The following is an 18,266-nucleotide window of genomic DNA, read 5'->3' on the forward strand; positions in this document are numbered from 1 at the left end:
TTAGTTGCAAACCTAGAAGAAAAAACGAACTTAAGCTGCGATCAATAGCTCTTTAGCATTGGCTAGGGTTGACTCCGTAATTTTGCTTCCTCCCAATAATCGTGCGAGTTCTGTAATGCGTTGTTCATTATCTAAACGTTTCATTTGGGTTTCGGTTTTTCCTGCCTTGGCTTGTTTACTCACAAACAATTGTTGATGACCACAACCAGCGACTTGTGGCAGGTGAGTAACGCACAGTACTTGTGTCGATTCACCTAGTGTTCTTAACATTCTTCCGACAACGGCTGCTGTTGGGCCGCTGATACCCACATCGACTTCATCAAAAATGAGACTTGGGGTGTCCACTTTTTGAGCCGTTATCACTTGAATCGCTAATGAGATACGAGAAAGTTCACCACCTGATGCCACTTTGGCAATGGGTTGCAACGGTTGCCCTGGATTGGTTGAAACTAAGAAGGTCACCGTATCAAAACCGAGTGGTGATGGATGTGCTGTTTCATGTTTAACTTCGATACAAAATTTAGCTTTTTCCATGCTTAATTCATGCATGCTTTGGCTGATGAGCTTATCTAACTCTTTAGCGTAACGGCTACGAGATTTATGCAGTTTGTCAGCAACGACAACAAAGCTTTGGTAGTGTTTTTCGACGTCCATTTCTATTGCTTGCAATTTTTCTTCAGAGCAATCGAGTTGTTCGATCTGCTTTAAAAGATCTTGGTGATGCTGATAAAGATTTTCTGCCGCAATATGATGTTTACGAGAGATAGACATGACTTTTGAGTATCGTTCTTCGACATAGGCCATACGTTCAGGGTCGACGTCGATGCTGTCTAAATAATGTCTGAGTTCGCTATTGGCTTCTTCTAATTGGATCATCGCTTCGGCTACCATGTTCGGCAGCTGAGCGAGCTTTGTATCTAAACCTGCAAGTTCATTTAATGAGCTGATTGCTGATTGTAGTATGCCAAGCGCATTCACTTCTTCACCTTCGTAAATGAGTTCGATCGCTTGTTGACACAGGGTGGCTAGATCACCGCTGTTAGATAAGCGTTTATGCTCTTGCTCTAATTCATTGAACTCTTCTTCGCCGATAGCCAATTCGTTTAGCTCTTTAATTTGGTATTCCAAAAGTTGTATTTGAGCTTGATTTTGCTGACTATTTTCTTTGAGTTGGTTAAGTTGATTATCGGCTTGACGCCAAGCTTGATAGGCTAACCTTGTTTCTTTCAACAAGCTAATATGGCCAGCATACTGATCAAGCATGACCATTTGATGTTCACTTTTCATTAATTGGTGATGAGCATGCTGGCCATGGATATTGATCAACAGTTGTCCGAGTGCTTTTAGTTGCGAAAGCGGAACTGGGCTACCGTTAATGAAAGCGCGTGAACGCCCTTCTTTGGTGATAATTCGACGTAAAATACACTCTTTATTATCGAGCAGATCATTGTCTTCTAACCAACGCGTAGCATGTAGATTATTATCCAAAATAAAGGCAGCACTGACTTCGGTTTTTTCTTCATCTTGTCTGACCATGCCGGCTTCTGCGCGGCCACCAAGACAGAGGCTAAGCGCATCAATGGCAATCGACTTCCCTGCGCCGGTTTCGCCAGTAATGGTTGTCATTCCTTTGGAAAGCTCTAACTGCAATGATTTAACGATAGCAAAATTATTCACACTTAAATGAGCCAGCATTTTATTACCTGTATAATTGAACAGTACTGTATAAGAAAACAGTATAACCTGTTTTTTTATACAGTAAAGTTGCTCAGATCATTTTATTTTTGCTAGCAAGAGAATTGTGAAGTACTTCTTAATTTAAAATAGCTTACTCGACCAGCCCAATTTTTCCCGTAATACATGGTAGTAACTGTAATCTTTAGGGTGGATCAGCCTTAAGATATTAGGGCTTTGATAGATATGAATTTCGTCACCTGGCGAGACAGGTAAAGAGACTTGCCCATCACAGCTTACTTCTTGTGTGCCCCTGTTATCTGGTGACACGATAAGCTTAATTTTACGGTTACCATCCACAACCAGTGGGCGGCTAGAAAGTGTATGTGGGAACATTGGCACTAAAGTGATGGCATTAAGGCTTGGCGATAAAATTGGCCCGCCTCCGGAAAGTGAATAAGCCGTTGAGCCTGTTGGGGTTGAGATAATGAGACCATCGGAACGTTGTGAGAAAGCAAAGCTATCATCAATATAGACCTCAAATTCAATCATTCGCGCAACTTGCCCAGGGTGAAGTACCGCTTCATTAAGTGCGGTGTTATGGCTTTTCACTTGCCCGTGGCGATGAATTTCCGCTTCGAGTAAAAAGCGCTGCTCTTCTAGATATTCGCCATTAAGCACCGCTTGCAGCCGTTGCTGAAAATCTTCTGGGTTTAGGTCTGTTAGAAAGCCTAAATTTCCGCGGTTGACACCAATAACCGAAATATCAAACCGTGACAGTACTCGAGCAGCACCAAGCATGTTGCCGTCACCACCAACGACAATGGCTAAATCTGCTTTTTTACCAATATCCAATAAGCTTGCGAAATGCTCGGCAGGGACACCATCTAAAATGTCACTCAGTCTGTCATCGACAAAGACTGGATATCCGATTGAAGTTAACCACTGGTAAAGCTCTTTATGCGTATGTATGGCTTGTTGATCGCGCGGTTTTCCAATGATAGCTATCACTTCAAATGGTTTTTTCATAGGTTTTCCCAACTAATTAGGCTTGAATCAGGATTCATCATCCCCATAATAAAGGCAAGTTATGCCTTTGTGCGAATTTTTGTGTGTTTAACGTGCGGATACTTGTCGTGTTAAGCGCAAAATAGTTGGATTCTGGAGATATCATGAGCAACGAAAAAAACACCATGAAAGAAGAAGAGCTACAGCAAGATGTAGTAGAGCAAGAAGCTGAAGCTGTGGGTACTGAAGCTGATATCGATTGGAACGAAAGCGTTGAATTGGATGAGCAAGAAGCCAAAATTGCTCAATTAGAAGCCGCGTTACTATCGAGCGAAGCAAAAATTCAAGAGCAGCAAGATACGGTTCTAAGAGCAAAAGCTGAAGTTGAAAATATGCGTCGTCGCTCTGAAGCCGAAGTTGATAAAGCGCGTAAGTACGCCTTGAGCCGCTTCGCAGAAGAGTTATTACCAGTACTGGATAACCTAGAGCGCGCTATTCAAGCGGCTGATGCTGACAATGAAGTGATCAAGCCATTGGTTGAAGGTGTCGAGCTTACGCATAAAACGTTTGTTGGCGTAATTGAAAAATTTGGTCTGAAAGAAATTAATCCAGAAGGCGAAGTATTTAATCCTGAATTCCATCAAGCGATGTCGATCCAAGAGAGTCCTGATCACGAGCCGAATACGGTGATGTTTGTGATGCAAAAAGGCTATGAGCTTAATGGGCGCGTTGTTCGTCCGGCAATGGTGATGGTTTCTAAATAATCATTTTTAATTCATTGGTGCGCAATTTAGTTATTGTTTCTCCATGATGTTATTTAAGAGTGATGATTTGCAATCAAGTTTTGGCTTGTTTGCTGTACAAGGGAGGCTAAGGCCTCTCTTTTTAATGAGTAGATGTTTGATAGAAGAAAACTCATGGTTTATGTCGTTATGCCTAGCGCGTATTCCTGTATTCATCGGCACGAAGAAGAGTTTAGATATAAAAATCGTAATTTTTTTCAAATTTGCCCTTGAAATGGTTTTTAGCGCCCCTATTTATTGGGCATACGAGAAACAAACATCCTTGTTTAGTTTGTGAGCCAGGGTTGAAACCCTGTTCTCCAGCCCCATATTGGGGATAGTGAAAAACAAAATAGAATTTATTTGGAGATAGCCAGATGGGTAAGATCATTGGTATTGACTTAGGTACTACTAACTCTTGTGTTGCTGTTTTAGATGGCGACAAACCTCGCGTAATCGAAAACGCAGAAGGTGAGCGTACAACGGCATCGGTAGTTGCATATACAGATGGTGAGACGCTAGTAGGTCAACCTGCAAAACGTCAAGCGGTAACAAACCCAACCAACACGCTATTTGCAATTAAGCGTTTGATCGGCCGTCGTTTTGAAGACGAAGAAGTACAACGTGACATCGAAATCATGCCTTACAAAATTGTAAAAGCTGATAACGGTGATGCTTGGGTTGAAGCAAAAGGCCAGAAAATGGCGGCTCCTCAAGTTTCAGCTGAAATTCTTAAGAAAATGAAGAAAACAGCTGAAGACTTCCTAGGTGAAGAAGTTACTGGCGCAGTAATTACTGTTCCTGCTTACTTTAACGATGCTCAACGTCAAGCAACAAAAGATGCTGGTCGTATTGCTGGCCTAGAAGTGAAACGTATCATCAACGAACCAACGGCTGCTGCTCTAGCATACGGTCTAGACAAGTCAGGCGGCGATCGCGTTATCGCAGTTTACGACCTTGGTGGTGGTACATTTGATATTTCAATCATCGAGATCGATGAAGTTGAAGGCGAGAAAACATTTGAAGTTCTAGCAACTAACGGTGACACACACCTTGGTGGTGAAGACTTCGATAACCGCCTGATCAACTATCTCGTTGATGAGTTCAAAAAAGAACAAGGTATCAACCTGAAAAATGATCCGTTAGCAATGCAACGTGTTAAAGAAGCAGCAGAAAAAGCGAAAATTGAGCTTTCTTCAGCTTCTCAAACTGACGTGAACCTACCTTACGTAACGGCAGATGCAACGGGTCCTAAGCACATGAACGTTAAAGTAACGCGTGCGAAACTAGAATCTCTAGTTGAAGACCTAGTACAACGTTCACTTGAGCCTCTAAAAGTTGCTCTAGCGGATGCTGACCTATCTGTAGGTGACATTACTGATGTTATCCTCGTTGGTGGTCAGACTCGTATGCCAATGGTTCAAGCGAAAGTGGCTGAGTTCTTCGGTAAAGAAGCTCGTCGTGACGTGAACCCTGATGAAGCAGTAGCGGTTGGTGCGGCAATTCAAGGTGGTGTACTAGCGGGTGATGTTAAAGACGTACTATTGCTAGACGTTACTCCTCTATCTTTCGGTATCGAAACGATGGGTGGTGTAATGACTAAACTGATTGAGAAAAACACAACCATCCCAACCAAAGCGGATCAAGTGTTCTCAACAGCTGAAGATAACCAAAGCGCAGTAACGATTCACGTTCTTCAAGGTGAGCGTAAGCAAGCGACTTACAACAAGTCTCTTGGTCAGTTTAACCTAGAGGGTATTCAACCTGCGCCACGTGGTATGCCGCAAATTGAAGTAACTTTCGACCTTGATGCTGATGGTATCTTGAAGGTATCAGCGAAAGACAAACAAACTGGTAAAGAGCAGAAGATTACGATCCAAGCTTCAGGTGGTCTGTCTGATGAAGAAATCGAGAAAATGGTACAAGAAGCAGAAGCTAACAAAGAAGCGGACAAGAAGTTCGAAGAGTTAGTGGTTGCACGTAACCAAGCTGACCAAATGATTCACGGTACACGTAAGCAAATTGAAGAAGCGGGTGATGCGCTTCCTGCTGACGATAAAGTGAAAATTGAAGCGGCGATTACAGAGCTAGAAGAAGCGAAGAAAGGCGAAGATAAAGAAGCTATCGACGCTAAAGTTCAAGCTTTAATGGCTGCTGCTCAGAAGTTGATGGAAATCGCTCAACAGAAAGCTCAATCACAGCAAGCCGGTGAAGGCCAACAACAATCTGCAGAAGATGATGTTGTAGATGCTGAGTTTGAAGAAGTTAAAGAAGACAAGAAGTAATTCTCTTTACTAGAGTTGCCTAATTTAGGTGTTAGAAGTGCGATAGAGATAACGCACTTCCTCCTAAATCAAGCTATCTAGTTTTGAATCAAGATCCTTGTCTGGACTATTCTTGCGGGCGTTTGAGGTAACTCTTACGCCCGTACGTTTGTAAGTCATAATCGAAAACATTGGTGTCTATCTAACTAAAAGTGTCTTTTTAATTTTAGTTCATTAGAATCTAGAGCCATTAGTTAGATTGATATAAACACCGAACGATATTTGTCGTTTGCAGTAATAAATTGGTGACGAAGAACATGTCAAAACGTGATTTTTACGAAGTATTAGGCGTTGGCCGAGATGCCTCTGAGCGCGATATTAAAAAGGCGTATAAACGCTTAGCAATGAAGTTTCACCCTGATAGAAATCAAGGGGATGCAAGCGCTTCGGATAAGTTTAAAGAAGTAAAAGAAGCGTATGAAATTTTAACTGACCCACAAAAGAAAGCCGCTTATGATCAATATGGTCATGCAGCCTTTCAACAAGGCGGCATGGGCGGTGGTGGCTTCGGTGGCGGTGGTAGCGCAGACTTCGGCGACATTTTCGGTGATGTCTTTGGTGATATCTTTGGCGGTGGTCGCCGTGGTGGTGGCCAAGCTCGTGCACAACGCGGTGCAGATTTACGCTACAACATGGAATTATCGCTAGAAGAAGCGGTTCGTGGTTGTTCGAAAGAAATTGAAATACCAACACTAGTGCATTGTGACAGTTGTGAAGGGACGGGTGCTAAGAAGGGCACGTCGGCTCAGACTTGTGGCACTTGTCATGGGCATGGTCAAGTTCAGATGCGTCAGGGTTTCTTTGCTGTTCAGCAAACCTGTCCAACCTGTAATGGTAAAGGTAAGATCATCAAAGACCCATGTAATGTGTGTCATGGCCAAGGTCGCAAGCAAAAATCGAAAACGCTGAGTGTGAAAATTCCAGCGGGCGTAGATACGGGCGATCGCATTCGTCTATCCGGTGAAGGTGAAGCTGGGGAAATGGGCGCACCAGCTGGCGATTTGTACGTACAAGTGCATGTCAAAGAGCACAACATTTTTGAGCGTGATGGCAATAACTTGTACTGCGAAGTTCCTGTTAGCTTTACGATGGCAGCGCTTGGTGGGGAAGTTGAAGTCCCAACATTAGATGGCCGTGTTAGCTTAAAAGTACCTGAAGAAACGCAAACTGGACGTATGTTCCGTATGCGCGGTAAGGGTGTGAAAGGCGTTCGTGGTGGAGCGATTGGCGATTTGATCGTTAAGTTGGTCGTTGAAACACCGGTCAAACTTAGCGCACGCCAAAAAGAGCTATTACGTGAATTTGAAGATACTTGCGGTGGGGATGCAGCGAATAAGCATAAACCTAAATCGGAAGGTTTTTTCAATGGCGTTAAAAAGTTCTTTGATGACTTAACTAGCTAATAGCGCGTTAACAATATGATGTTTCAAGGCTCGCAATTGCGGGCCTTGTTTGTTTTTAGCATTCACAAACCATAAGCTATTTCCAACACGTTTTCGGCTCGGCTTCATTATTGGCTGTGAGTGTCATTTTCTTATCACTGAGCAAACATGGGTCTTTATCTTGCCCCTTAGTCACTTGGGCCGTTGCGGTAATGATATAAGCATGGGTTGCAGAGCTCGCAACAGCAAATAGATAGCGCTCGCTATCACTATCACAAATTAGACACGTTCCTCCTGACATGAGCTGACTCCAGTTATAACCATTGTCGTAGTGATGCTCTAGCGTGAGCTGAATTTTCGCCATATCTGCCAATGCGGTTGTCCTATGTCCTTTCAATACATGTTTGCTGTAACTGGGGTAGGCGATAGCCGCTAACAGGCTAATGATTGATACGACGATCAATAATTCGATCAATGTCATTCCTAATCGTCTTATTTTGTTGCCGTTGCAGAGTGAATTTCGAATCATCACGTGGAGTTCCTTATCGATTTCCCGCTCATTTTTATTAGCTGTTAGCATTCGCGCAAGATGAATTTTGTTTCATATTTTATTTACATGGGAGTTTGGGAAATGGCTCGCGGATTTACTCTGTTAGAACTGCTGATCACTGTAATGGTACTTGCCGTTTTACTGTCGGTTGCCGCTCCGAGTTTTACGCATGTCAGTGAGAGTCAAAAAATGAAGCGCCTAGCTAATGAATTGAATGGATTTGTGATGAATGCTCGCTCAGAAGCGGTGAGAAGAAAAACAGAGTTATGGGCTCATATCGCTATTTCTGGCGCAAGTAATAACAGTGGTGATTGGTCTATCGTGTTAACGGATTCTGCCACCAATCCTGGAGGAACCGTTCTTTCATCCCTTTCTGGAGAGGCTTATAACAATATCGAGGTATCGACAACGTATGTTTCAGAACAGATTAATTTCGATGCAATTAATGGCCGAGCGACTAGCGGCAGTTTTATTTTTACCAGCAGTGGTGGTGCTTTAAAATTAGGATCATTTCGCCTTTCGGGAAAAATGAGAATATGCGCTGTTGGAGGAGACCACTTTGGTTTCAAGGCGTGTTCTTAATTCATTGCAACAAGGCGGGGCTACGTTGATCGAATTTATGGTCGCGTCAGTTATTGGTTTAATGGCTATTGGCATCATTGGTTCGGTATTTGTCACTAGTCAGAGCAGCGCAGCAGAAAGAGGTAAAGAACTACTGCTGCTGCAACAAGTCTATGGCACTTTACAATACTTAAAACAAGACATTCAGCGAGCGGGCTACGCTGGTGATAGTCGCTCCCCTTTACGGCTGCAAGATAGTGATGATCTGGTTTATATTTCGGCGGATGCCAAAACGCTCGCTTACGCTTACTTAGATGACCGCCAACCGCCTGAACAAATTCGTAATGTATCACTGAGCTGGGTTTCTGGTGAGTTGAAAGTGTGTGATAGACCGTCGTCAATGGTGACAAAAACAGTGTCAGCAGCGACATCGGGTTGCTCGGCTATTTTTGAACCGCAGCAAATCATGGTGACTAAGTTTCACGTGCAGCAAGTAAGCTTGGCATCATCGGGGGTCAGCTCTGCTTATCTCACTATTTCGATGGCCGCAGCATTAGTTGGTGATCCTAGTGTTTCCCATGCACTTGCAATCAATATTAAGCAGAGGAATTGGCAATGAGGCGAGCGAAGTGGCGAGGGGCAATTACGCTATTAGTCACAGCATTGCTATTGGCTATTACCTTGACGCTGGTTTTGGGCAGTTATCGCGCGACCCTTTATCAAATAAAAAGAGCGCAAAATGAAATTGAAGCAAGGCAAGATCACTGGCGAGCAGAGGGGGGACTTGAGTGCGTTTATACGCAATTTAAACTTGCTGATGGGCTGCCTGTTACACTTCAACCTTGCTTATTCACCACACCTGTCGCACTGACCTTAGAACCATTGGCGAACGGCTATTTAGTTTCAGCTCGTTCTCATTACCTTTCTCTTTCCAAAACAATTTTAACGTCTGGTGCCTTACAACCGGGCGCGATGCAATCCAGCGCCGATCTCTATTTTCATTCAAGTGCCACATTTTCAACCCCAGATCCCGGAGCATTAACCGCAGATGGATGGCAATGTATTGCACTTAGGTATCGCAGTCGATTTTATGCGGCCGTGGTCGACAACAAGGGTATTGTTCATGGAGTTCCTCCCTACGCCGATTTTAACAATCCGGATGGTAAGGAGTGTATTAACCTTGAAGGTAATGACCATTTATCTTCATTAATTGGTGGTATTGGTGTTGGGAGAGATTTTGTGTTGGATCCTGATGTATCGCCATTTGAAGCATATTTTGGTGTCCCTGTTACTGAGCACAATACAGTAAGAGATAGTGGTGAATTTACAGTGATTAGCGGTAGCGGTTCGCCAAAAACTGTTAGCCATTGCGGGACTAAATTGGTAAGTGAAATTGACGCTGGTAATACTCGGGTTTGGTTAGAAGGGGGTTGTGAAATAGAGAGTTCAGAATATAACGCTCTTGTCGATGCTACTCAAACAACGCAGGGAGTGACTATTCTGGTGCATGATGGGTTAATGTCGATAATGGGTAAGCCAGAGTTAGGTGCTTCTGCCCATCCATTCAAAGGTGTGCTATTTCATTTTAATGTAGATTACCAACCGACGGTGGCAGACTGGGCGGCTTTTGCCGCCAATGCTTATTTAAACCATGCATCTAGTCCAATTGAGAACAGTTATCGCACGGCTGCTTCTTATTATCAGCATGGTGCATTTGCAGTGTCGGGTGGGCAGTTTTTTGATGCTGAAGGGCAAGCGGCTATTTTCTTTAATTCGCTAGATTTTCGTTTTAATAAAGATGTGATTGATGAATCAAGGAAACCTTTTAATACCGTCAAATGGCGCAAGGGGTCGTGGAATGATCTCTAAACAAAAAGGTTTTAGCCTTATCGAAGTGATGATTGCTTTTCTATTGATTGGTATTAGTAGCCTAGGGTTAGTGAAACTGCACATTTATGTTGAGCAAAGAGCAGACTTTGCTTTGCATAGTATTGAAGCGCTTCATTTGGCTGAAAATAAACTGGAGTGGTTTCGTACTCGTGGTGCGTCCTCAGCGTTATCTTCAATGACATTAGCAGATTTCTCTGCCGATATTATTGATGGGCAAGATACCTCGCACTCTTTTTATACTTTACGTTGGTCTGTTCCCTCTGTGAGCTTATCGGGCGCATTAAAGAGTATTGATATCGAAGCATCATGGTTTGATCGTCAAGGGGAAAAGCAGTCTGTGAAGTTGCAAACTATGCTCTCAGCATTCAGCGAATTTGATTAATCATTTCCTACTTGGCTGTTATTAAGGTCAACACGCTCTCATGCTTTTTTATGAGGTAACACCGATTGATACGAGTATTTAATTTTTTGCTAACTCAGTGTTTACTCATAAATGGAATCAATGTTTTTGCACTAAAGTTATCTATTTGTAGCGCTAATTGATATCTGCTTGTGTGTGGATTGTTGTAGTGTGGTGCTGTTTTTGCAAGTTATGTCTCCATTTTTGCAAAAACACATAGGGTGTTGTGTTTTAGCTTTCGCTTTTTTATAGAATTATCGCTAATTATTGGGTCGAAAAACTATTTTACGAAGACCTGCAAATGCAACATCACATATGGAGTTACCAATGAGTAACCAAGCGACACAACAAGCACCATCGCCGAAGCCGAGCGGTATGGATCGCTTTTTAAACTTTATTGAACGAGCAGGTAACAAAATCCCAGATCCTGCTATTTTGTTTTTCTGGGCACTGGTTATTGTTTGGGTTTCATCTGCACTTTTGTCGAATGTTACATTCGATCTTATCAATCCTCGCACGGGTGAAGCACTGCAAGTTAACAACTTACTGACTGGCCAAGCGCTTGCGAGTTTCTTGGCGAATATGGTCACCACATTCACCAGTTTTGCGCCGTTAGGCATCGTTTTGGTTGCCATGCTTGGTGTTGGTGTTGCTGACTCTTCAGGCTTTATCACCACGGGTTTGAAGAAAATGCTGAACTTCACACCCGCTAAGCTTCTTACCCCAATGCTGATTTTAGTGGCTATTGTTTCCCATACTGCCGCTGATGCTGGTTATGTACTGGTCATTCCATTGGGCGGTATTATCTTCCATGCTGCGGGGCGTCATCCATTAGCTGGTATTGCCGCGGCTTTTGCTGGTGTATCGGGTGGTTTTTCAGCGAACTTTATTCCTTCAGGTATTGACCCGCTACTGGCTGGCTTTACTCAAACGGCTGCTCAAGTACTGGATCCTGACTATGTGGTTAACCCGTTAGCGAATATTTTCTTCACCGGCCTTTCATCAATCATCATTGTGGCGATTGGTTGGTACGTGACAGAGAAAATCATTGAGCCACGTTTGGCTAAAATGCCTGTTGATGAAGATGCAGAAACCGCACCCGATTTAGGTACTTTTACTGCGATTGAATCAAAAGCATTTAAGTATGCGGGGTGGGCAATGATTGTTGGTATTGGTTTGCTTGTGGCAGCACTGATCCCTGAACATTCAGCGCTCCGTTCACCTGATGGTGAGCTCACCGCATTCTCTGCACCAGTGATGAAATCTATTGTGCCACTGATTTTTATCCTATTTATTATTCCGGGCATTGTTTATGGCCGTGTCGCTGGTACTTTTAAAAACAGCAATGATGTCATTAAAGCAATGTCTGCAACGATGGCAACGATGGGCGCGTACATTGTTATGTCGTTCTTCTGTGCTCAGTTCTTATCAGCATTTGGTCAATCGAATATCGGTACTATGTTGGCGTTGTATGGCGCTGAAGGTCTCAAAGCGATGGATCTACCTGGTCAGGCTACGATTGTTGGTATGATTCTACTGACAGCGTGCGTTAACTTGTTGGTAGGCTCTGCGTCAGCTAAGTGGGCATTAATTGGTCCAATTCTAGTACCAATGTTAATGGCGGTGGGGATCTCTCCTGAACTCTCGCAAGCGGCTTACCGTGTAGGTGATTCAGTTTCTAACATTATCTCTCCGCTAATGGTGTTCTTCCCACTGGTTGTGGTTTATTGCCAACGTTATGTGAAATCAACAGGTATTGGTACATTAGCGTCATTGATGATGCCGTTCTCAATTGCAATGCTTATCGGTTGGACGGTTTTCTTGCTGGCTTATTGGGCTTTCGGTATCCCTCTAGGCGTGCAAGCACCATATACTTACAGCATGTAAGTGATGCTTCAAATCAAGTAAAGAAGGCCCGTGATACTGTTCACGGGCTTTTTTGTGGACGATTCGAAGCTTATGGATTGAGATGTTGTGCATGGAAGGCTAAATGCTCATCAATGAAACTTTGAATAAAAAAGTAACTATGATCGTAGCCTTTATGCATTCTTAAAGTGAGTGGGCTATTTGAAGCTTGCGCTGCCGCTGCGAGTCGTTCTGGTTTTAACTGCGCGTGTAAAAAAGTATCTTCTTCCCCCTGATCAACCAAAATTGGCAGCTTGGGCGTATGTGAACTTAAGAGCTCAACCGCGTCATAAGCTTTCCAAGCTTGTTGATCATTACCAAGGTAATGTCGAAATGCTTTTTGTCCCCAGGGACATTGCATAGGGTTACAGATAGGACTGAAAGCGGATATTGATTGATAGCGTGTAGCATTTTTTAATCCAATGGTCAGCGCTCCATGGCCTCCCATGCTGTGTCCTGATATGGCGCGTTTATCATTGACTGGAAAATGTTGCTCAATCAAATCTGGCAGTTCTTGTACGATGTACGAGTACATCTGGTAGTGCTGAGACCAAGGCGCTTGGGTTGCATTGAGATAAAACCCCGCGCCTAAGCCTAAGTCGTAGCAACCTTGTGGATCATCAGGCACTTCTTCTCCTCGTGGGCTAGTATCAGCCGCGACAATCGCGATACCTAACTTGGCCGCCTCTTTGAAAGCTCCTGCTTTTTGCATGAAATTTTCATCGTTACAGGTTAAGCCGGATAACCAATACAAAACCGGAACGGGGTGATGGTCAGCTTGCGGGGGAAGGAAAATGGCGAAACGCATGGTACATCCCAACGCTTGTGATCGATGTGTGTACTGTTTATGCCAGCCACCGAAGACTTTGGCTTGGCTAATATTTTCAATATTCATAGTATGACCTATCAAGCACCTCATTGAGAGGTGCTTGCTGACTGAAGGTGTGAACTGAAGTCGCTATTTATCAAAATGAACCACAGAGCGGATACTTTCCCCTTTATGCATGAGTTCAAAAGCATGGTTGATATCTTCTAAGCCCATCGTGTGAGTAATGAATTCCTGCAAACCAAACTCGCCAGCCATGTAACGTTCAACGATTTCTGGCAGTTCTGAGCGACCTTTAACGCCCCCAAATGCACTGCCTCGCCATACTCGACCGGTCACTAATTGGAAAGGACGGGTTGAAATTTCTTGCCCAGCACCTGCAACCCCAATAATGACAGATTCCCCCCAGCCTTTGTGACAACATTCGAGTGCTTGACGCATCACGTTGACGTTACCAATACACTCAAAAGAAAAATCAACACCGCCATCAGTCATCTCAATGATCACATCTTGGATTGGTTTATCGACCTTTCGCGGATTAATGCAATCGGTCGCGCCTAGCTGAGTCGCCAATTCAAACTTACTTTCGTTGATATCAATCCCAATAATGCGGCTCGCACCAGCCATTCTCGCCCCAATTATTGCCGAAAGACCAATGCCGCCTAAGCCAAAGATCGCCACGGTATCACCTTGCTTAACTTTGGCGGTATTAAGTACTGCGCCCATACCAGTAGTTACGCCACATCCAAGTAAACAGACTTCTTCTAATGGCGCATCTTTATTGACTTTGGCTAATGAAATTTCCGGCAATACGGTGTACTCAGAAAAGGTAGAGCAGCCCATGTAATGGAAGATGGGTTGGCCGTCTTTATAAAAGCGGGTGGTGCCATCGGGCATCAATCCTTTTCCTTGAGTTTCACGCACCGCTTGGCAAAGGTTAGTTTTACCTGATTGACAAAACTTGCACTCACCACATTCTGCGGTGTAGAGAGGAATGACATGATCACCGACATCGACGCTTGTTACACCCTCGCCAACCATTTCGACAATACCACCGCCCTCATGTCCTAAAATGGCAGGAAATATGCCCTCTGGGTCTTCACCTGAAAGGGTAAAAGCGTCGGTGTGGCATACTCCGGTCGCCACAATACGTACCAACACTTCGTCTTTTTTAGGCAACATGACGTCAACTTCTTCGACTTTCAGAGGTTGATTTGGTCCCCATGCAATAGCAGCACGAGATTTAATGAATTGAGGTTGTGACATAATGTTTTCCTTTTCGCCTGAATGGTTGTATCCACTGAGTCATTCGTGTGGCTTTATTAAGCATCACTGATTCAGTCGATGGGCTTTGATATAGGTATAACAGCGAATGTCGCTGAGTGTTAATGACAGTATATTTATTTCTAAAATTTTTATAATCAGTCTAAAATAAGAATTACTTTTACGTATCAGTAATAATCAAAATGGCGAATTGGGAAGGCATCAATGAATTTGTAGCGGTCGCTGAGACTGGTAGTTTTACATCTGCGGCGCACAAACTGGCGACTTCAGTGGCTAATGTAAGTCGTCGTATTGCGACATTAGAAGCGCGTTTGGCGGTTAAATTATTGCAACGAACAACGCGAAAGGTCTCGCTGACTGAAGCGGGGCAACTTTATTATCATCAATGTCGTCAGTTGGTGGAAGGGTTAGAGTTAGCAGAGCTTACAGTAACCCAAATGCAGCAAACGCCCTCTGGCTTATTAAAGGTCACCGCGCCCGTGACGTATGGTGAACAAAAAGTGGCGCCATTACTGAATCAATTTTTACAACAGCACCCTCGACTGGAATTAGACTTGATTCTGACTAACCAAAAGCTCGATCTTATTGAACAAGGGGTTGATGTTGCGGTGCGTCTTGGGCAATTAGAGGATTCGAGCTTTATTGCTAAAAAATTGAGTAATCGGCAGTTGTTTGTTTGCGCAAGTCCTGGCTATTTGGCTCAGTATGGTACGCCACACACTTTGTCTGAACTGGCTCATCATCAATGTTTACAAGGAACGATGGGACATTGGCGCTTTAAAGATAATCAGCGTTCTCGTCAGATAAGTGTTAAAGGTAAAATTAAGTGCAATAGCGGTGTAGCGTTACTTAATGCCGCGTTGCAAGGTATTGGAATGGTACAATTACCAGATTATTACGTAGAGGCATATTTAGCATCAGGTGAGCTGGTGGAAGTGCTATTGCCGTATCGTGATGATCGCGAGGGCGTGTGGGCTCTCTATCCTCACAATCGTCATTTATCATCTAAGGTGAGGTTGCTGGTCGACTTTCTTGCTGATGCGCTATAACCCTAACAACGATAACAGAGAAATACGCGAACTATGAATACGAGTTTTACTCCTCAAGATCATCAATTTATGCGCCGTGCTATCGAGTTGGCCGATATAGCGGAACAAGCCGGTGAGGTGCCGGTAGGGGCCGTACTTGTCAAAAATGGTGAGATCATTGCTGAAGGATGGAATTGTTCGATTGGCAGCCACGATGCAACCGCTCATGCTGAAATTCAAGCATTGCGTCAAGCTGGCCATGTGCTCAGTAATTATCGTCTGTTAGACACAACGTTATATGTCACTTTAGAGCCGTGCCCTATGTGTGCAGGAGCTCTGCTGCATAGCCGAGTAAAGCGCATTGTTTATGGTGCGCCAGATCTTAAAGCTGGGGCTGCAGGTACAGTGCTGAATTTATTTGAAAGCCAAGCATCGTATCACTATGCAACCATTGAAAAAGGGTTGTTAGAAGATGAGTGTCGAACTCAGTTACAGAGTTTTTTTAAGAGAAGAAGAGCAGAGATCCAAACAGCGAAGAAGTTAAAAAGAGAACAAGAGAAAGAGTGAGTTTTTAGCAAACATCTAGCGATGTAGATGTTTGCCGGTTGATCTAAGAAGCGAGCAATTGCATAAATGCACGATTACGCCAAATAATTTTCTTTTTATTATTGGCCAACATGCGCTTACGGCGGTTCGCTGATACGGTTTTACTAAGGTGTTTTGACTGCGTTCTACGTTTAAGCATAAAACAACCTCCTACTGCTAAGTTTTGACAATAATCCCTAACCGTTTAGGGTGCCTTTTGACAATGTAAGTCTGTCTTTATAGAGCCTGATTGTTACCGTAATATGAAACTTGTGAAACGATCTGGCTCACAATTTGATGTATGGGTTGCACACCTGAAAATCAAGTGCGCATTTTTCGTCCATACGAAGTAATCAGAATACATTATTGCGGGGCGCTATTCGCCTCTTTTGCATCTTGAGCTGCTTCTCTTTCGGCATCATCAAGCAGTGTTTCATCTTCAATAGTGATTACGACTAAATCAGCGGTGTCAGATTCTGACTGTGACGCATTTTGTTGAGCAACGTGGCCGATAATACTTTGATAATAACGACGAATGTTTTCCACATATGCTTTTGCTTCATCGCCCCTTGCGTACCCATAACGCGTTTGGCTGAAGTATTTTTTCTGTCTCAGCAGTGGCAGGCGTTCTTTAACCTCGGTCCACGAATCAGGGTTAGCGCCTTGCAACTTGGTTAAGCGTCTGGCATCCATCATATGTCCATAACCGACATTATAAGAGGCAAGAGCAAACCAAATCTTTTCATGCTCTGAAATTGAATCAGGAATTCGTTTGACCATTCTACGTAAATATTCGACGCCACCTCGCACCGATTGTTCAGGATCGAGTCGATTGGCAACATCAACACTTCTTGCGGTAGGCAGAGTCAACATCATCATGCCTCGCACCCCTGTTGGCGATTTGGCACGTGGATTCCAATGTGACTCTTGGTAAGCCAGTGCGGCTACTAAGCGCCAGTCAAATTCATCTGAATATTTCTGGAAAAGAGGAGACCACTTAGGTAATCGGCTATCTAAAGCGCGTATGAAAGCGCGAGTATCGACATAGTCGAACGTGCCAACGTGTCCAATGTATTTCTCTTCCAAGGCGGCTAAATGGCCTGATTGTTTTAGGTTGCCAAAAAATTCAATCATTAAAGCGTAAAGGCTTTCATCTTCGGAACGTTTAACGTACCAAGCAATCGGCTGATCTTCGGTTAATTCGAAAGCAACCGCTAAATCGGGGTTCACTCGTTGCGAAAGCGAGACTTCAACCGAGTCGGCCATGGTGAAGCGCAATTTGCCTTCAGAGACCTGTTTGAGTAGATCTGTGACATCTGCGTTGCGATCAACGCGGTATTGAAAGTCTGGATGAGCTTGCTTTATGGCATTTAAGGTATTTTCAAAATGAGACTCTTCGACGATAGAAAAAATATCGTTGCCCTGATTCTCTGCTATTAGCTCAGCCTGCTTTGCCAGTAACTGGTTTAGGTTTCTTGGTCGCCACAAGCCTTTTTTATACACCACTTGCTGGCTGACATAGTAGTAGGCTGGCCCTGCTCTAAACCCTTTTAAGTGCTGAGTTGATTGACTTAAACCCGCGGCGATCATGTCTATCTCGCCATTTTTGAGTGCAGGGAACAGGCTCGATAAGCGATAAGCCGGTTTCATCTCTAATTTAACGCCGAGCTCGTTAGCAAAATCACGAGCCAATTCGTAATCTAACCCTGCTGGGCCATCAGGACCAATATAGTAAGAAAGCTGATTGTTAATCGTACCAACACGTAATACACCACGTTCGCGAATATGATCGAGTTCGCTTTTTGGATCGGAATCAATTTGGCAGCCAACGATCAACAAAGGGAGTAGTAACAGAAGTAGTGAGCGATGAAGCTGATTTAAATAATAGTTGGGCATTTAAGGGAGATCTCTTACATCAATTGATACCTTTATATCAAAGGCCGCCATATTGGCAAAGTTCCAGATTAAAAATGGCTGCAAAAGTGTCGGTTGCCGCCTGAATATGGGTGTATTTCAAATTTGACAAAAAAAATGACGCAAACGGTTGCTTTTGGTGTTACGTCACAA

The 18,266-nt window shown here is 43.7% G+C and carries 17 protein-coding genes; 10 read left to right on the plus strand and 7 right to left on the minus strand.

What is annotated here, in order from left to right; translation table 11 throughout:
- Positions 1 to 30: 30 nt before the first annotated feature.
- Complete coding sequence (gene recN / locus EYW48_RS06345) at positions 31 to 1,695, minus strand: DNA repair protein RecN (protein ID WP_277432021.1); 1,665 nt, start codon at positions 1,693 to 1,695, stop codon at positions 31 to 33.
- Positions 1,696 to 1,818: 123 nt separating this feature from the next.
- The gene (gene nadK, locus EYW48_RS06350) at positions 1,819 to 2,703 is read right to left on the minus strand and encodes an NAD(+) kinase (protein WP_053310361.1); all 885 of its coding nucleotides are present in this window, start codon (positions 2,701 to 2,703) and stop codon (positions 1,819 to 1,821) included.
- A gap of 143 nt (positions 2,704 to 2,846) precedes the next feature.
- On the opposite strand from nadK, the gene grpE reads away from it, so the two are divergent.
- From grpE to dnaJ, 3 genes are all read left to right on the plus strand, one after another.
- A complete protein-coding gene (grpE, locus tag EYW48_RS06355; protein WP_053310360.1) occupies positions 2,847 to 3,446 on the plus strand; it encodes a nucleotide exchange factor GrpE in 600 nt (199 codons plus the stop codon).
- Positions 3,447 to 3,841: 395 nt separating this feature from the next.
- On the plus strand, positions 3,842 to 5,749 hold the full coding sequence (dnaK, locus tag EYW48_RS06360) for a molecular chaperone DnaK (protein WP_176313178.1): 1,908 nt from the start codon (positions 3,842 to 3,844) through the stop codon (positions 5,747 to 5,749).
- Positions 5,750 to 6,045: 296 nt separating this feature from the next.
- Entirely contained in the window at positions 6,046 to 7,191 is a 1,146-nt protein-coding gene (dnaJ, locus tag EYW48_RS06365; RefSeq protein ID WP_171980232.1) for a molecular chaperone DnaJ, read from the plus strand.
- A 76-nt stretch (positions 7,192 to 7,267) separates the two neighbouring features.
- Here dnaJ and EYW48_RS06370 read toward each other — a convergent pair whose 3' ends face one another.
- Positions 7,268 to 7,699, minus strand: coding sequence for a type IV pilin protein (locus EYW48_RS06370; protein ID WP_176313198.1), 432 nt, complete (start codon positions 7,697 to 7,699; stop codon positions 7,268 to 7,270).
- Between the two features lie 102 nt (positions 7,700 to 7,801).
- On the opposite strand from EYW48_RS06370, the gene EYW48_RS06375 reads away from it, so the two are divergent.
- The 5 genes from EYW48_RS06375 (at position 7,802) to EYW48_RS06395 (ending at position 12,458) form a co-directional block, all read left to right on the plus strand.
- Positions 7,802 to 8,302, plus strand: a complete 501-nt coding sequence (locus EYW48_RS06375) for a GspH/FimT family pseudopilin (protein WP_171980233.1) — start codon at positions 7,802 to 7,804, stop codon at positions 8,300 to 8,302.
- Positions 8,303 to 8,339: 37 nt separating this feature from the next.
- The gene (locus EYW48_RS06380) at positions 8,340 to 8,900 is read left to right on the plus strand and encodes a pilus assembly protein PilW (protein WP_176313197.1); all 561 of its coding nucleotides are present in this window, start codon (positions 8,340 to 8,342) and stop codon (positions 8,898 to 8,900) included.
- On the plus strand, positions 8,897 to 10,150 hold the full coding sequence (locus EYW48_RS06385; protein WP_277432022.1) for a hypothetical protein: 1,254 nt from the start codon (positions 8,897 to 8,899) through the stop codon (positions 10,148 to 10,150). Before EYW48_RS06380 ends, EYW48_RS06385 begins: the two co-directional genes overlap by 4 nt.
- Positions 10,140 to 10,553 carry a prepilin-type N-terminal cleavage/methylation domain-containing protein gene (locus tag EYW48_RS06390; RefSeq protein WP_261926535.1) on the plus strand — a complete coding sequence of 138 codons (414 nt, stop codon included), beginning with the start codon at positions 10,140 to 10,142 and terminating at the stop codon, positions 10,551 to 10,553. The genes EYW48_RS06385 and EYW48_RS06390 overlap by 11 nt, the downstream gene beginning before the upstream one ends.
- A gap of 345 nt (positions 10,554 to 10,898) precedes the next feature.
- Positions 10,899 to 12,458 carry an AbgT family transporter gene (locus tag EYW48_RS06395; RefSeq protein ID WP_261926536.1) on the plus strand — a complete coding sequence of 520 codons (1,560 nt, stop codon included), beginning with the start codon at positions 10,899 to 10,901 and terminating at the stop codon, positions 12,456 to 12,458.
- A gap of 70 nt (positions 12,459 to 12,528) precedes the next feature.
- On the opposite strand, the gene fghA is transcribed toward EYW48_RS06395, so the two are convergent.
- Positions 12,529 to 13,371, minus strand: coding sequence for an S-formylglutathione hydrolase (gene fghA / locus EYW48_RS06400; protein ID WP_176245669.1), 843 nt, complete (start codon positions 13,369 to 13,371; stop codon positions 12,529 to 12,531).
- 63 nt (positions 13,372 to 13,434) lie between these two features.
- Positions 13,435 to 14,568, minus strand: a complete 1,134-nt coding sequence (locus EYW48_RS06405; protein WP_176245670.1) for an S-(hydroxymethyl)glutathione dehydrogenase/class III alcohol dehydrogenase — start codon at positions 14,566 to 14,568, stop codon at positions 13,435 to 13,437.
- 200 nt (positions 14,569 to 14,768) lie between these two features.
- Between EYW48_RS06405 and EYW48_RS06410 the strand changes: the two genes are divergently transcribed.
- Positions 14,769 to 15,635 carry a LysR family transcriptional regulator gene (locus tag EYW48_RS06410; protein WP_176245671.1) on the plus strand — a complete coding sequence of 289 codons (867 nt, stop codon included), beginning with the start codon at positions 14,769 to 14,771 and terminating at the stop codon, positions 15,633 to 15,635.
- A 33-nt stretch (positions 15,636 to 15,668) separates the two neighbouring features.
- Positions 15,669 to 16,181 (plus strand): tRNA adenosine(34) deaminase TadA, encoded by a 513-nt coding sequence (gene tadA, locus EYW48_RS06415; RefSeq protein ID WP_053310347.1) that lies wholly within the window; start codon positions 15,669 to 15,671, stop codon positions 16,179 to 16,181.
- A 43-nt stretch (positions 16,182 to 16,224) separates the two neighbouring features.
- Here the strand turns inward: tadA and EYW48_RS06420 are convergent, their stop codons facing one another.
- Together EYW48_RS06420 and mltF are read right to left on the minus strand one after the other, a co-directional pair.
- Positions 16,225 to 16,359, minus strand: a complete 135-nt coding sequence (locus tag EYW48_RS06420) for a hypothetical protein (RefSeq protein ID WP_255091331.1) — start codon at positions 16,357 to 16,359, stop codon at positions 16,225 to 16,227.
- 203 nt (positions 16,360 to 16,562) lie between these two features.
- Positions 16,563 to 18,095 (minus strand): membrane-bound lytic murein transglycosylase MltF, encoded by a 1,533-nt coding sequence (gene mltF, locus EYW48_RS06425; RefSeq protein WP_171980239.1) that lies wholly within the window; start codon positions 18,093 to 18,095, stop codon positions 16,563 to 16,565.
- Between the last annotated feature and the right edge of the window lie 171 nt (positions 18,096 to 18,266).

The organism is Vibrio sp. 1180_3 (assembly GCF_029478545.1).
GTDB lineage: Bacteria > Pseudomonadota > Gammaproteobacteria > Enterobacterales > Vibrionaceae > Vibrio > Vibrio aestuarianus.